General features: G+C 43.3%; 16 protein-coding genes. 7 read left to right on the forward strand and 9 right to left on the reverse strand.

Annotation, left to right across the window (positions count from 1 at the left end; genetic code table 11):
* Positions 1–4: 4 nt before the first annotated feature.
* Entirely contained in the window at positions 5–802 is a 798-nt protein-coding gene (truA, locus tag ACSC9N_RS14940) for a tRNA pseudouridine(38-40) synthase TruA (RefSeq protein ID WP_010325847.1), read from the forward strand.
* Between the two features lie 85 nt (positions 803–887).
* Here truA and ACSC9N_RS14945 read toward each other — a convergent pair whose 3' ends face one another.
* The gene (locus ACSC9N_RS14945) at positions 888–1,895 is read right to left on the reverse strand and encodes an AraC family transcriptional regulator (RefSeq protein WP_004692528.1); all 1,008 of its coding nucleotides are present in this window, start codon (positions 1,893–1,895) and stop codon (positions 888–890) included.
* Positions 1,896–2,125: 230 nt separating this feature from the next.
* On the opposite strand from ACSC9N_RS14945, the gene infA reads away from it, so the two are divergent.
* The gene (gene infA / locus ACSC9N_RS14950; protein ID WP_004692529.1) at positions 2,126–2,347 is read left to right on the forward strand and encodes a translation initiation factor IF-1; all 222 of its coding nucleotides are present in this window, start codon (positions 2,126–2,128) and stop codon (positions 2,345–2,347) included.
* 720 nt (positions 2,348–3,067) lie between these two features.
* Positions 3,068–3,424: a hypothetical protein gene (locus tag ACSC9N_RS14955; RefSeq protein WP_228141074.1), complete on the forward strand. Its 357-nt coding sequence runs from the start codon at positions 3,068–3,070 to the stop codon at positions 3,422–3,424.
* Positions 3,425–3,478: 54 nt separating this feature from the next.
* On the opposite strand, the gene leuB is transcribed toward ACSC9N_RS14955, so the two are convergent.
* The 4 genes from leuB to leuC form a co-directional block, all read right to left on the reverse strand.
* Positions 3,479–4,558 carry a 3-isopropylmalate dehydrogenase gene (gene leuB / locus ACSC9N_RS14960; protein WP_010325845.1) on the reverse strand — a complete coding sequence of 360 codons (1,080 nt, stop codon included), beginning with the start codon at positions 4,556–4,558 and terminating at the stop codon, positions 3,479–3,481.
* A 37-nt stretch (positions 4,559–4,595) separates the two neighbouring features.
* A complete protein-coding gene (locus ACSC9N_RS14965) occupies positions 4,596–5,156 on the reverse strand; it encodes a hypothetical protein (RefSeq protein ID WP_010325844.1) in 561 nt (186 codons plus the stop codon).
* A 99-nt stretch (positions 5,157–5,255) separates the two neighbouring features.
* Positions 5,256–5,906, reverse strand: coding sequence for a 3-isopropylmalate dehydratase small subunit (leuD, locus tag ACSC9N_RS14970; RefSeq protein WP_010325843.1), 651 nt, complete (start codon positions 5,904–5,906; stop codon positions 5,256–5,258).
* Between the two features lie 21 nt (positions 5,907–5,927).
* Positions 5,928–7,361 (reverse strand): 3-isopropylmalate dehydratase large subunit, encoded by a 1,434-nt coding sequence (gene leuC / locus ACSC9N_RS14975; RefSeq protein ID WP_010325842.1) that lies wholly within the window; start codon positions 7,359–7,361, stop codon positions 5,928–5,930.
* 499 nt (positions 7,362–7,860) lie between these two features.
* Between leuC and ACSC9N_RS14980 the strand changes: the two genes are divergently transcribed.
* A complete protein-coding gene (locus ACSC9N_RS14980) occupies positions 7,861–8,097 on the forward strand; it encodes a DUF2061 domain-containing protein (RefSeq protein WP_010325841.1) in 237 nt (78 codons plus the stop codon).
* A gap of 159 nt (positions 8,098–8,256) precedes the next feature.
* Complete coding sequence (locus ACSC9N_RS14985; RefSeq protein ID WP_010325840.1) at positions 8,257–9,114, forward strand: LysR family transcriptional regulator; 858 nt, start codon at positions 8,257–8,259, stop codon at positions 9,112–9,114.
* A 58-nt stretch (positions 9,115–9,172) separates the two neighbouring features.
* Here the strand turns inward: ACSC9N_RS14985 and ACSC9N_RS14990 are convergent, their stop codons facing one another.
* The 3 genes from ACSC9N_RS14990 to ACSC9N_RS15000 all read right to left on the reverse strand — a co-directional run bounded on the left by ACSC9N_RS14990 (position 9,173) and on the right by ACSC9N_RS15000 (position 10,863).
* Entirely contained in the window at positions 9,173–9,679 is a 507-nt protein-coding gene (locus ACSC9N_RS14990) for a DUF2628 domain-containing protein (protein ID WP_010325839.1), read from the reverse strand.
* Between the two features lie 70 nt (positions 9,680–9,749).
* On the reverse strand, positions 9,750–9,995 hold the full coding sequence (locus ACSC9N_RS14995) for a DUF2789 family protein (protein ID WP_004978928.1): 246 nt from the start codon (positions 9,993–9,995) through the stop codon (positions 9,750–9,752).
* Positions 9,996–10,212: 217 nt separating this feature from the next.
* Positions 10,213–10,863 (reverse strand): HAD family hydrolase, encoded by a 651-nt coding sequence (locus ACSC9N_RS15000; RefSeq protein WP_010325837.1) that lies wholly within the window; start codon positions 10,861–10,863, stop codon positions 10,213–10,215.
* A gap of 182 nt (positions 10,864–11,045) precedes the next feature.
* Between ACSC9N_RS15000 and ACSC9N_RS15005 the strand changes: the two genes are divergently transcribed.
* Positions 11,046–11,528: an RNA pyrophosphohydrolase gene (locus tag ACSC9N_RS15005; RefSeq protein ID WP_004692547.1), complete on the forward strand. Its 483-nt coding sequence runs from the start codon at positions 11,046–11,048 to the stop codon at positions 11,526–11,528.
* Between the two features lie 81 nt (positions 11,529–11,609).
* Positions 11,610–13,907, forward strand: coding sequence for a phosphoenolpyruvate--protein phosphotransferase (gene ptsP, locus ACSC9N_RS15010; RefSeq protein ID WP_010325836.1), 2,298 nt, complete (start codon positions 11,610–11,612; stop codon positions 13,905–13,907).
* A 6-nt stretch (positions 13,908–13,913) separates the two neighbouring features.
* Here ptsP and ACSC9N_RS15015 read toward each other — a convergent pair whose 3' ends face one another.
* Positions 13,914–14,102 carry a DUF7230 family protein gene (locus tag ACSC9N_RS15015; protein ID WP_010325835.1) on the reverse strand — a complete coding sequence of 63 codons (189 nt, stop codon included), beginning with the start codon at positions 14,100–14,102 and terminating at the stop codon, positions 13,914–13,916.
* Positions 14,103–14,245: the final 143 nt, after the last annotated feature.

Below are 14,245 nucleotides of genomic sequence, written 5' to 3' on the forward strand. Positions count from 1 at the left end.
ACATATGCAACGTTTTGCGATCGGCATTGAGTTTTGTGGAACACACTATCGTGGTTGGCAAACCCAGCAAACAGGTGTGATCAGCGTACAAGAGACGATAGAAAAAGTACTCTCTAAAATTGCCAATGAACCGATTAGCTTACACGGTGCAGGTCGTACCGATGCGGGCGTCCATGCCACCAACATGGTGGCGCATTTTGATAGCTCTGCACTTCGTTCAGAGCGCGGTTGGTTGATGGGCAGCAACAGCCAACTGCCAAAAGATATCTCGATCCAGTGGATCAAAGCGATGGATCAAGACTTTCATGCACGCTTCAAAGCGCAGGCACGTCGTTATCGTTATGTCGTTTATAACCACCCGCAACGCCCTGCTCTTATGCATAAACAAGTCACACATGCCTATTATGCGCTAGATGTAGCGAAGATGATGCAAGCTGCTCAAAAGTTCGAAGGCACGCATAACTTTGAAAGCTTCCGTGCAGCCGCATGCCAATCCAATCAACCTGTGCGCCATGTCAGCCATTGTCGCTTAATTCAACATGGTCCATATTTGGTACTCGACATTCAGGCCGATGGCTTCTTACACCATATGGTCCGCAATATCATGGGCTGCTTACTTGAAATTGGTCAAGGTCTGTATGAAGTCGAACATATTGAGGCGATTTTCGCAGCAGAAGACCGCAAAGCTGCAGGCATTACTGCACCTCCTGATGGGCTGTATTTCATTCATGCCGACTATCCAGCACAGTTTGAATTACCTAAGCAGCCACTTGGGCCACATTGGCTAAATATGCCTGAATAATTTATTTTTGAATCCCTCCCCGCCTGCTTTTTCAAAGGAGGGGAGAAATTCCTCCCTTTTATAAAGGGAGGTTAGGAGGGATTTCTTAACGCTGCTTACGCTTGCGATATTCCACTGGGGTTTCATTGGTCCAGCGTTTAAATGCACGATAGAAGGTACTTGGCTCAGAAAAGCCAGTCAAATACACGATACGCTCTACACTTTCAGCCGTATTGGCCAAAAGTTTTTTCGCCAAACGACAGCGATAATCAGACAAAATTTGCTGGAAGCTGGTATTCGCCTCACTAAGTTGTGTGCGTAAACGCCTTGGGGTAATACTGAGCTGTGAAGCCACTGTTTCAAGTGTGGTTTCACCACTTTCTAGGGTTGAACCTATCGCACGACGGACTTCACCCACCAAATCATAACGGGCTAATTCTTGAAGTTTTTCAATCGCTAACTGCTCATGCAGTTGCAATAATTCAGGTTCCGCTTGCCACAACGGATAAGCCAAAATACTTGGGTCAAAATATAAGCGGGTTTCTTTTTGCCCTAAACTAACAGGGCACTCATATACGCGAAAATACTCATCATCAAACGCGCCTTTACTGAAGTTAAAATCAATATAGATCGGTTCAAAGCGCCCTTCAGTAATAAATTTAAAGAACCGTAAAATACCGGACATCGCACATTCAGAAAAATGTCGATTGACTAAATTTTCAGCCCAAGGTTGTTCCCCATTGGTCAAATAACAGCGGTCATCTTCAACCACCAACTTGGCATGAAAGGCATCACTGATCAATCGCTGATAAGCCAAAGCACGCTTCAAGCCCTCACCAAAGTTTTCGGATGAAATAAACAAATGCTCAATCACTTGGCCACGGTATAAAGGCAGATTTTCACCCAAATGTAGACCAATGTCTGGATCGCGGCTCACCTCTTCTGCCGCCACCCAAAAAGCGTATTGTGCGCTCAAAGGCGTACGCTCATTGGTTTCCATCTGATTTAATGCAACACCAGCCTTTGTTAAAATTTCTTCTGTTGGCAACCCTGAACGACGAATCGCTTGGTAGCCTAATCGCAATACAACCGATGCATCCGTTAGCTGACCCACGCTAGAACCTTCCTTGTATGTTCTTCATTTATACATAAAACATTAAAATTAGATTAACTGCGATTGACCGAACTGACAACAACTTATACAGTTTTTTTGTTGAAAATATTTATTCCGCTTGTTCGCTTATTTTACTGACAGATGATCAGGCAACCGCCCATTCCGCCTTGTTTTATGCAAAAAAATTGACTATAATTTGCGCCTTTCCAATTTATTCATTCAGGTAGGCTATGGCCAATAAAGAGGAACTCATCGAGTTCGAAGGCGTTGTCACCGAGACGCTTCCTAATACTATGTTTCGTGTACGTTTAGAAAACGGTCATGAAGTGATTGCTCACATCTCTGGTAAAATGCGTAAACACTATATTCGTATTTTGACTGGCGACAGTGTTAAAGTAGAAATGACACCTTATGATTTGTCTAAGGGTCGTATCACTTATCGTGCGCGCTAAGTTTTAGCGAAGCGAAAAAGCCACTTTTTAAGTGGCTTTTTTAATGTCTGCGCTCAGACTAAACGTTATACATCGACTGTATTTAAACCAAAAATCAAACTATAGTTAAATGCAATAATAACTCAATACGCCAAAACAATAATGAAGACGGCTTCAACGAAGCTCGCTATTTTACTGTTTCCAATACTCTGTGTTGCTTGTGCTACAACAAGTCAAACTCAGCTCAAGCAAACCTTACAACACTATATTGGCCAATCGTCAAATCAAGTTCAAAATTAACTCAACCTCAATAGCATGGGTTATAAAGTGCTCGGTGCTCCTGTATATACCCCAGAGAAACTGACCTAAACTCTGTTACGTAATATGCCTATTCCGATGGTAACCCCCAATATTGGAACCAGTGTCAATATGGGTGCACCCATTCCGACACCTTCCAGCGGTAGCCTGAATATTGAAATGAAATGTAACATTGAGTTCAGACTGCATGATGATCTTGTGGAATCTATTCACTAGATCGGCAAGGCGTGTTAACGGCTGCGTCATTTTGAGTCGCCTACATACCGTTTATCTCAAATTACTCGAAACATACTCAAACGAACGTTCAGATATACAATACTAAAAGGGTCTTTCTCTGCTTAGGGGATGATCATGAAGCCCTTTATTGTCAGTTTTTTTAGTTCCATCTGCTTTCTACTGCTTCAAGCTTGCAGCAGCTCTCCAATGCAACACCAGACCGTCGTTTCACCCGCTAAAATTGCGCTCCCCGACTATTTAGAACAATATATCGGCCAAGATGTATCGAGCATTCGGCGCGAACTCGACTTACGTCAACTCGGTTATGAAACTTTAGGTGCGCCGATTCAAACACCAAACCAACTGAGTTACACCATTGTCAGGCGGATTCAAATTCCAACCCCTATGCCCACTATGCGTAGCGACAGCAGTGTCGGTGCGATTCCTATTCCCACACATACGCCATTTTATGATGTTCAGTTAGAGTGCCAAGTCCACTTCTTGTTAAAAGATAATATTGCTCAATCAATTCAATATCGAGGTAAAGCCTGCAAAAGTTATTAAATTTTAGGCATAAAAAAACGCAGCGGATGGCTGCGTTTTCAAATTGCTTTTGGCTTAGTTCAGCGCAGCCACAACTGCCTGCCCCATTTCCGCAGTACCCACTTTGCTCATGCCTTCAGACATGATATCAGCGGTACGCAAGCCTTGATCTAGGACATTGCCTACTGCATCTTCAATCGCTTGAGCAGCAGCTTCTTCACGGAAGGTATATCGCAACATCATAGCTACTGAAAGAATAGTGGCTAATGGGTTGGCAATATTTTGTCCTGCGATATCGGGCGCCGAACCATGACATGGCTCATACATCCCTTTCGCATTTTCATCTAAGGATGCTGATGGCAACATCCCAATTGAACCTGTCAACATCGCGGCTTCATCAGACAAGATGTCACCAAATAAGTTACCTGTCACAATCACGTCAAACTGTTTAGGCGCTCGCACCAATTGCATTGCAGCATTATCGACATACATATGCGACAAGTTAATGTTTGGATAGTCAGCTTCTTTCATCGCCGTTACGGTTTGTTTCCAAAGCTCCGTCACTTCAAGGACGTTGGCTTTATCAACCGAACAGACTTTGCCACCACGTAAACCAGCCATTTCAAAAGCCACTTTCGCAATACGCTTAATTTCAGACTCAGCATAAACGTCGGTGTTAAAACCTTGTTTTTCACCATTCTCAAGTTCACGAATCCCCCGTGGCTGACCGAAATAAATCCCGCCAGTTAATTCACGAACGATAAGAATATCAAGACCTGCTACAATTTCAGGCTTTAAGCTTGATGCATCTGCCAATTGCGGATACAAAATAGCTGGACGTAAGTTCGCGAATAAATTCAATTCACTACGAATTTTTAACAAACCACGCTCTGGACGGATCGAACGCTCAATGTTGTCCCACTTCGGACCACCTACCGCACCAAGTAAAATTGCATCTGCATTTTTAGCTTGTGCTGCGGTCACATCTGGATAAGGTGAACCGTGTGCATCTATGGCAGCCCCACCGAGTAGGCCCTGTTCCCACGTTAAACCTAAATTGAATTGATCATTGACTCGTGTAAGTACCTGTTCTGCGGCTTTTACAATTTCAGGACCAATGCCGTCACCAGCCAAAATCAAAATATGTTTAGACATGAAATATTCCATTGTTGGTGAGTGCTGACTCACACGATTAAAGTTTTTGTTCTACAAACTCGCCCAAGCCATTTAAGACATTGTAAGGTTTGCAAAAACGACGAATTGTTCTTTGGTTTTGCTTTAAATCGACACATAAAGGGTCAGGTGCAGACATATTCAACAAACTTCCCTGATGTCGACTGCGCGCACGGAACATCCTAAAGGTGTAGCGTTCCGCAGGCTTAAAACGATGAATGACATGCAGCGTTTCAGCGCGATCGACCGAAACGGGATAGAAGCGAATCACCAGTTCATGTTGCCCCGCTGGCACTGACAGAAACAAGGCATTCGCTTCATTCAAATCATCTCGTTTTAACCGCACAACCTTCTCTCGAATAGCCTCACGGCTGACACGATGATTGTCCGCATCCACAATTTTGATCTGATTCCATCGTTCAAATTCGCAGTTCACTGTACCAGTACAGTAAAGCTGCGCATTATTTTTACTCGCTGGGGTATCCTGAATCCGCTTTATGCTTGCCGTATTCATGCTTTGGCAGGCAGTTAATGTTCCCACCAACGCCAGTAGAGCGATACGACTGTAACTCGTCACCATTGTTCAAGCCCAACCTTTACCAGTAGCAAAACGTTTAAAATTCTTTTGCTCGATATTAACAAGAGATGGCCCCAAGCACTAGATGCATCGAATTTTCAATTAAGCATGAATTTCAGCAAACACCCACGGACGTGATGCTTTGGTCTTTTCTTCATAGGCTTTGATGTCATCTGCAACCTGTAAAGTTAAACCAATATCATCCAAACCATTTAACAAACAGTGCTTACGAAATGGATCGACTTCAAATGTGAAGGCTTCACCCGATGGTGTACGCACTTCTTGCACATCCAAATCAATCGTCAGCTGATAGCCTTCTGTTGCTGCACATTCTTTGAAAAGTTGGTCAACAATTTCTTCAGACAAAATCACAGGCAACATGCCATTTTTGAAACTATTATTAAAGAAAATGTCGGCATAGCTGGGTGCAATCACAGTACGGAAACCATATTCTTCCAATGCCCACGGCGCATGTTCGCGGCTTGAACCACAACCAAAGTTCGCACGAGAAATTAAGATGCTCGCACCTTGGTAACGTGGCTGATTCAATGCAAAATCAGGGTTTTTAGGACGTTTAGAATTGTCTTGTCCCAAAAAACCTTCATCTAAATAACGTAATTCATCAAATAAGTTTTCACCAAAACCCGTGCGTTTAATGGATTTCAAAAATTGTTTTGGAATGATCAAGTCTGTATCGACATTGGCACGGTCTAAAGGTGCAACGATACCCTGTTCAACGGTATATTTTTTCATGTCTATGCTCCCAAGCCCGAATTAAAATGAACGTACATCGACAAAATGACCTGCAATCGCTGCTGCCGCTGCCATCGCTGGGCTCACCAAGTGCGTGCGACCACCATTGCCCTGACGACCTTCGAAGTTACGGTTAGAGGTCGATGCACAGTGCTCACCGGGTTGTAATTTGTCTGCATTCATGGCTAAACACATTGAACAACCTGGCTCACGCCATTCAAAGCCCGCTTCAATCAAAACTTTGTCTAAGCCTTCGGCTTCTGCTTGCGCTTTGACTAAACCAGACCCTGGAACCACCATGGCTTGTTTAATCGTACTTGCCACTTTTTTGCCTTTGGCAACTTCAGCCGCGGCACGAATATCTTCAATTCGAGAGTTGGTACATGAACCAATAAAAACACGGTCTAACTGAATATCTGCCAACGCCTGACCTGCGGTTAAACCCATGTAGTTATAAGCACGCGTCCAATCATTGCGTTGCACTTCATCTTTGGCTTGTTCTAAAGTTGGTACAGCTTGAGTCACTGGAATCACCATTTCAGGCGATGTACCCCAAGACACTTGTGGCTCAATCTCTTCACCTTGCAATACAACTACAGTGTCAAAATGCGCATCTGCATCCGAATGTAAGGTATTCCAATACGCAACCGCAGCATCCCACTGTGCGCCCTGTGGTGCATATGGACGGTCTTTGACATAGGCAATGGTTTTGTCATCGACAGCGACCATACCCACACGTGCGCCGCCTTCAATCGCCATATTACACACCGTCATACGACCTTCGATCGACATATCACGGAACACTTGACCACCAAACTCGATGGCATGACCTGTACCGCCTGCAGTACCAATTTTACCGATGATGGCTAAAACTACATCTTTCGGTGTTACACCATGACCCAATTGACCATCAACACGTACCAACATGTTTTTCATCTTCTTTTGAACCAAGCACTGGGTTGCCAATACATGCTCCACTTCAGATGTACCAATCCCGTGCGCCAAACAGCCGAATGCACCATGTGTTGCCGTATGAGAGTCTCCACAGACCACAGTCATACCCGGTAAAGTCAAACCTTGCTCAGGCCCGACCACGTGTGCAATACCTTGACGGACATCATTAATGTCGAACTGCACCACATTAAAAGCTTTACAGTTGTCGTCTAAGGTTTGAACTTGGATACGTGAAGTATCATCTTCAATACCTGCTATTCCTTCTGAACGCTCTTTGGTCGATGTTGGAACGTTATGATCAGGAGTTGCCACATTCGCACTTAAACGCCATGGTTTACGACCCGCAAGTTGTAAACCTTCAAAGGCTTGCGGAGAAGTCACTTCATGTAATAAATGACGGTCGATATAGAGTAAAGCCGAGCCATCGTCGCGTTGTTTTACTAAGTGGTCATCCCACAATTTGTCATACAATGTTTTTGCTTGTTGGTTTTCGCCTGCCATGTCGATTGACTCCACTGGACTGGGTAATTCTTTCATTAAAATCGATTATAGCGACGATTTCACATAAATCTAATTTATCATTTTTATTAATTTAAAAACTTTTTGGAATTATTTTAAATTCATACCTCTTTGTTTCAATCCCTTTGATTACAAGCCCTCACTGCTGGTTTTAATTCAAGCGCTATAGCCTATTTCTCAACCTGTTGTAGGCCTCGCAGTATATGTCTCTGCTCAGCCATGCAAGGTTTATCTCCCCTATTTAGACCAATACTTTTTAAGGCTCGCTTCGTTGATGTGAATAGTAAGACAGCGACCTATGCATAGACTAAAGAGTAAAATCTACAGAAGCTTGTTTTCTCACGTCAAATATTCCAAACAGTCGACTGCATCGCCTTGCATTCAAAAACCCAATCACGAGCAATCAAAATTTCATTTTGACTTTATTAATGATAATAATTACTATTTACAAATGAAAGGCATTATTGAGAGGGTATTTATCATGGCGAACATTCAGAAATTTGTAGCGAACAATCAGCGCATATTCAAAAAAACCCTAAGCTATTACATCATGCACATTACCGTGGCCATGATTGTGGCTTATTTTGTCACAGGTAACTTATGGATGGCGGTCACCCTCAGCTTATTAGAACCAACCGTGCAAGCCTTCGCATTCTTTTTCCATGAACGTATTTGGGAGAAAAAGAACTGTACTACCGAAGAAAATATTCCTGCTTAAGCCCTTATATCAAGCGCCCTCTCAACTCTCCAAAAGATCACATCAAGTGATCTTTTTTTATTTCAGTCCAGACCAAATAACCTATATTCATTTTAAAGATCGCAATTCATATAAAATTATTTTATAATTTAATTATACTTTCATAACTAGATTATCCTTATGAATCTTGCAGCCTTCGAAGCTTTTGTAAAAGTCATGGAAACCGGCTCTATTTCTTTAGCCGCAGATCAGCTCTTCATTACGCAACCTGCTGTAACCAAACGTATTCATAGTTTAGAAGAATATTTTGGTGTGAAACTGTTTGAGTCTGCGGGTCGTGGTGTACAAGCCACACATGCCGCGCATTCACTGCTGCCTAAAGTTAAAAACTGGCTCAATGAACTGGGTGACATTCATCACACCTTGAGTCATGAACAAGGCATGGTCCAAGGCAAACTCAAAATTGGCACCAGTCATCATATTGGTTTGCATCACTTACCGAGCCATTTACGTAGCTATGTGCAAAGCTTTCCAAATGTCACCTTAGATGTGCACTTTGTTGACTCCGAGCAAGCGCATGAAAAAGTACTGGCTGGCGACTTAGAATTGGCTTTTTTGACGCTTCCACCCAAACTCGATGAACGTTTGCAGTACATCACCATTTGGGAAGATCCTTTAGTTTTTGTAGCAGCACCGTTTCATCCGTTGGCACAAATGCAAAACCTACAACTCGAAGACCTGATTCAATACCCAAGTTTATTGCCTGCGTCACAAACCTATACCAGCCAAATCACACTAGCAGAGTTTGAAAAACAAGGGCTGAAACCTAAAATCACCATGAGCAATAATCCACTCGAGTCGATTCGTATGTTGGCATCGATTGGACTGGGTTGGTCAGTGCTTCCAAAAACGATGATTAACCAAGACCTACAGCAGTTGAATGTGAAGTTCGAAATGAACCGTCAACTCGGTATGGTTTGGCATCCAGGCAGAACCCAATCTCGTGCGGTGCAAGAGCTGATTGCAATGATGAACTAAGCTTTGCAAGCATTAAAAAACCATCCACAAGGATGGTTTTTTATTTTGCGCAAGCGAATTAAGAAACACTAATAGCCAGTGCAGCCAGCCCAAGCCAAATCACCAGCAAGATCGAACCTACTATAAGATTTGTACCCCCACGATTTTCTAATTCCGTATGGACGTTTCCACTTCCCAACTGGCGAATTTTGGCAATCTGCTGATCGACATGATGCTTGTATAAGGTATTCTCAAACATTCCAAATGCTACGGCCAAGCCAATATTTGCACCAGAACTTTCAATCCCCAAAAATATTTCAACCATCCCTATGACCACAATTAAACCAATGGCCATAAAGCCATAACGGTACATTTTTCGATAAAATAACCAGACCACACCTAAGAAAAAGGCGGCAATATTAAAGCCTGCATATTGTTTCTTTGGCGTGATTTTTTCAAATTGAGCTTGATAGTAAGACTCATATTTCGCACCGACAAACAGGGCACGATCTTGTTCTAGTTGATTAACTGAAGCGACATGTTCTAAAGACGTAGAGTCAGGAAAAGTTTGATGATCGAGAGACATAAATTTCTACTTTTATCTTATTTTTATCAAGAGAGGCAAAGCTTCGACGCTCAGCCTCTTTAAGCTCAGTTTATTTTTGAATCAGTGAATCTTCATGCAGGGATTCATTCAGCTGATCTACAATGATAGCCCACTCACCATCCGATTTAATTTTTTCTGCCAAAAACTGACGTTGCGCTTCAGTCCAATACTCTGCGTCAACAATCGTGGTTTGTGCATTGAGCTGATGCGTTACAATAAACAACGCGATGGCCTCTTCACTCGCATCTAAACCGAGTTGCTCAAACAGGTGGGTCATTCTTGGTCGTACACTCATATTTTTCTCCACGCTTATGTTCTAATTTTTCATAGTCAAAATAGTTTTAGCCAAGGTTCAACATAGCATATTTGGTTAATTTTCCAAGATCAGCCTACCTCTAGCCCGATATTTTATTATCGCTTTACTCACTTTTCATTTTTTACGTCGATGCCTTTTAAATAAAAAAGACTGCCCGAAAGGAAAGCAGCCTTTTTAAACAAAGAAAGACAGATACTTAAATCGACCAGTCTTGAATTTCCCATGCCTGCTCTTTAGCCAATGCTTCTAGGCGGTCATCTGGATTGACGGCAATGGCATGGTCAGCATATTCAAGTAAAAAGCGATCATTGATGGAATCTGAATACGCCCAAGACTCGCTAACATCACGCCCTGCAAGCCATTGATCTAAACGCGTCAATTTGCCTTTTTGATAGCACGGCGTGTTGATCACTTTGCCCGTGTATTTACCCTCAACCACTTCAGCATTGGTCGCAATAATTTCATTAATCCCAAACTCACGGAAAATCGGTGCGGTAATAAAATCAGAGGTTGCGGTAATGCCAACCAAAGCATGTCCAGCATCGCGGTGTTTTTCAATGGCTGTAAAACCTTCAGGACGCATTTGCGGGCGAATCACTTTGTGCATGAACAGCTCATGCAGTTCAGTAAGGTAGGTATTGTCATGTTGGGTTAGAAATTCAAACACAAATTCATTATAGGCAATCGGGTCGAGCTGTCCTGCTTTGTAGTCTTCATAAAATTTATCGTTCATGGCGCGATGGCGAACTGGATCGACCAAGCCTTCATTCACCAAAAACTCTCCCCAAGAATGATCTGAATCGGTGTTTAACAAGGTGTGATCGAGATCAAATAGCGCCAATTTCATGAAAATACTCGTAAAAACTGAAATTTAAGAAAAAATTTGTAAATCTATCTCCGCTAGTCGATAGAAATTCGTTAAGATCATAGCAATTTTAACATTTTTAAACTTTGCTTTTTTCGAGTTGGATACAGAAATAAAAATCCCCGATCGCAAAGTCATAAATTACACAATATTTAGGTAGCCAAATGATCGATTCGGAAGGTTTCCGACCCAATGTCGGGATCATTTTGGCAAACGAGTTTGGACAAGTTTTATGGGCAAAACGCATTGGACACAATGCTTGGCAATTTCCACAAGGAGGTATCCAATATGGAGAAACCCCTGAACAGGCACTTTATCGTGAGCTGAGAGAAGAAGTTGGCTTACTGCCCGAACACGTCCAAATTGTAGCGCAAACTAAAGGTTGGCTGCGTTATCGTTTGCCGCACCGATACATTCGTACAGATTCCGATCCCGTATGTATTGGACAAAAACAAAAGTGGTTTTTACTCAAACTCACTGCTCCCGCTCAGAATATTCGTTTGAATTTGTCTGATCCGCCTGAGTTTGACCAATGGCAGTGGGTCAGTTATTGGTACCCGCTGGGGCAAGTTGTGAATTTTAAACGCGATGTATACCGCAAAGCGATGGTGGAGCTGTGCAATCAGCTCCCTCAAAAAAAGCCTTAAAAAATCTAGACGTCCTACAGATTTTTTAAGGATCTCTTGTTATAAATAAGTTGGACGCACATTATTTTTGGAGTAGACGCGATGTCGAATATGCAACTGGATACCCTTCGACGCATTGTACAAGAAATCAATGCGTCCACCAGTTTGCATGAATCACTCGACATTATGGTCAACCATGTGGCGGAAGCCATGCATGTTGACGTTTGCTCCATCTATTTACTCGACGAACGCAATCAACGTTATTTATTGATGGCATCGAAAGGTTTGAACCCCGATTCGGTCGGCCATGTTTCACTGCATACCAGTGAAGGCTTGGTCGGTCTGGTGGGTCAGCGTGAAGAAATCGTCAACCTTGACAATGCACCGAAACATGAACGTTTTATGTACTTACCTGAAACAGGTGAGGAAATTTATAACTCGTTCCTCGGTGTACCGGTCATGTACCGCCGTAAAGTCATGGGCGTACTTGTGGTGCAAAACAAAGAGTCGCAAGACTTTAGTGAAGCTGCGGAATCTTTCCTCGTCACGCTCTGTGCTCAGCTTTCAGGGGTTATTGCGCATGCGCATGCGGTGGGCAATATCGATGTATTTCGTAAACCCAGCAATCTACCTGCCTACAAAACTTTCCAAGGTGTCCCAGGTTCAGGCGGAATTGCCTTAGGTCGTGCTGTCATTCTCTATCCCCCTGCGGATTTGGCGGCTGTCCCTGACCGTGAAGCCGATGACATCAGTGAAGAATTAGAACTGCTGGATCGTGCCCTCACCTCAGTGCGTGATGAAATCAAATCGCTTGATGACAAAATGCAAGATGCCCTCATGGCGGAGGAGCGCGCCTTGTTTAGCGTGTTCTTACGCATGTTGGATGAAAATGCACTACCCGCGGAAATTAAAGAACAAATTCGTGATGGTAACTGGGCACAAGGTGCGGTGCGTATCGTCATCGATAATCACATCGATCTGTTTGAACAGATGGAAGATGACTATCTCCGTGAACGTGCCGCGGACTTAAAAGATCTCGGACGACGGATTTTGGCTTATTTGCAAGAAGCCGACTCCAGCCACCGTGAACTTACCGATGAAAGTATTCTGATTGGTGAGGAAATCTCAACCGCAGCCTTGGTTGAACTGCCCGTCGATAAAATTGCAGCCATCGTAACCACCGAAGGTGCCATGAACTCGCATATGGTGATTGTGGCGCGCGCACTCGGTATTCCAACCGTGGTCGGCGTGACTGAACTGCCGATTAATACCCTCGATGATGTGGAAATGATCGTCGATGCGCACCAAGGGCGTGTGTTTATTAATCCACCTCGCCGTTTACGTAGTCGCTATAAAGAAATTCAAAAAGAAGAAGAACTGATTGCCAAAGATTTAAAACAGTATGAAACTAAAGATGCCATCACCCCTGATGGTATGGCAGTCAAACTGTTCGTCAATACTGGCTTGATGATTGATGTGGTCCGTGGTGTACAGCGCGGTGCCAAAGGTGTTGGTCTATATCGCTCTGAAATTCCGTTCATGCTACGTGATCGCTTCCCAGGTGAAGAAGAACAGCGTGCGATTTATCGTCAACAGTTGAGCCACTTTGCCAACAAACCTGTGGTGATGCGTACCCTCGATATCGGTGCAGATAAGGACTTGCCTTATTTTTCAATTGAGGAAGAAAACTCAGCTCTCGGCTGGCGCGGTATTCGCTTTACGCTTGACCACCCTGAAATTTTTTCTTCACAAATTCGTGCCATGCTCAAAGCCAGTATTGGTCTCAATAACCTACACATTCTACTGCCGATGGTGACCAGCGTCAGTGAAGTAGAAGAAGCGCTGTATTTACTGGAGCGTGACTGGGTCGCGGTACAAGAAGAAGAACAGGTCAAAATCACCAAGCCAAAAATCGGGATCATGGTCGAAGTACCAAGTGTCTTATTGCAGATTGAAGAGTTTGCCGAGTTGGTTGACTTTTTCTCGGTAGGTTCAAACGACTTGACACAATACTTACTGGCCGTTGACCGTAATAATCCACGTGTCGCCAATGTCTACTCACATTTCCACCCTGCGGTTTTACGTGCGCTCACCCGCTTAGTCAAAGAGTGTCATAAGTACAACAAACCGGTCAGTATTTGTGGGGAAATGGCGGGCGATCCTTTGTCTGCGATCTTACTGATGGCGATGGGCTTCAATACCCTATCAATGAGCTCAAGTAACATTCTGCGTGTACGCAAAGCCATTTGTCATGTCCCAATGCCAGATGCGGTCGAATTGTTAGAGCGTGCCTTGAAAATGAGTAATCCACTCATTGTGAAAAGTCAGATGGAATATTATTTTAAAACCCATGGTTTGGCCGACATGGTCAAATCCGCAACACGTATTGTGACAGCTTAAAGGTCTTTAAACCCAAGGAACGGACATTAAAAAAGGGAGATAATCATCTGAATATCTCCCTTTTTTGTGCTTGTCATAGCCTCGTTTTGCATTTTTCTTTCGGTCTACAAAGACTTGGCTTTGGTTGACTTCATGCATGTGTTTAGCCACGAAGTTGTGAATCACAACTTTTGGCTCAGCTTTCTTCTTTGCCATTTTTTTCACCTTGTTGATGTGATCATCTCGCTGATGATGCGGTAGAAATTTTACGCCTTTTTGAACGTATTACAAGCGATTTTGGCTGAACCTATATCCCCCAACTCATGCGCTATTTTTCAATTCAATTACAGGTTATGGCA

Origin of the sequence: Acinetobacter sp. PC34 (assembly GCF_051789135.1) — a bacterium.
GTDB lineage: Bacteria > Pseudomonadota > Gammaproteobacteria > Pseudomonadales > Moraxellaceae > Acinetobacter > Acinetobacter johnsonii.

Coding starts and splice junctions, on each gene's coding strand:
- ACSC9N_RS14965 (WP_010325844.1), bottom strand. CDS start 5,156: ATGGTGACGAGTTACAGTCGTATCGCTCTACTGGCGTTGGTGGGAACA.
- ACSC9N_RS15015 (WP_010325835.1), bottom strand. CDS start 14,102: ATGGCAAAGAAGAAAGCTGAGCCAAAAGTTGTGATTCACAACTTCGTG.
- ptsP (WP_010325836.1), top strand. CDS start 11,610: ATGTCGAATATGCAACTGGATACCCTTCGACGCATTGTACAAGAAATC.
- ACSC9N_RS14980 (WP_010325841.1), top strand. CDS start 7,861: ATGGCGAACATTCAGAAATTTGTAGCGAACAATCAGCGCATATTCAAA.
- leuC (WP_010325842.1), bottom strand. CDS start 7,361: ATGGCAGGCGAAAACCAACAAGCAAAAACATTGTATGACAAATTGTGG.
- infA (WP_004692529.1), top strand. CDS start 2,126: ATGGCCAATAAAGAGGAACTCATCGAGTTCGAAGGCGTTGTCACCGAG.
- ACSC9N_RS14985 (WP_010325840.1), top strand. CDS start 8,257: ATGAATCTTGCAGCCTTCGAAGCTTTTGTAAAAGTCATGGAAACCGGC.
- ACSC9N_RS14990 (WP_010325839.1), bottom strand. CDS start 9,679: ATGTCTCTCGATCATCAAACTTTTCCTGACTCTACGTCTTTAGAACAT.
- ACSC9N_RS14995 (WP_004978928.1), bottom strand. CDS start 9,995: ATGAGTGTACGACCAAGAATGACCCACCTGTTTGAGCAACTCGGTTTA.
- truA (WP_010325847.1), top strand. CDS start 5: ATGCAACGTTTTGCGATCGGCATTGAGTTTTGTGGAACACACTATCGT.
- ACSC9N_RS14955 (WP_228141074.1), top strand. CDS start 3,068: ATGCAACACCAGACCGTCGTTTCACCCGCTAAAATTGCGCTCCCCGAC.
- leuB (WP_010325845.1), bottom strand. CDS start 4,558: ATGTCTAAACATATTTTGATTTTGGCTGGTGACGGCATTGGTCCTGAA.
- leuD (WP_010325843.1), bottom strand. CDS start 5,906: ATGAAAAAATATACCGTTGAACAGGGTATCGTTGCACCTTTAGACCGT.
- ACSC9N_RS15000 (WP_010325837.1), bottom strand. CDS start 10,863: ATGAAATTGGCGCTATTTGATCTCGATCACACCTTGTTAAACACCGAT.
- ACSC9N_RS15005 (WP_004692547.1), top strand. CDS start 11,046: ATGATCGATTCGGAAGGTTTCCGACCCAATGTCGGGATCATTTTGGCA.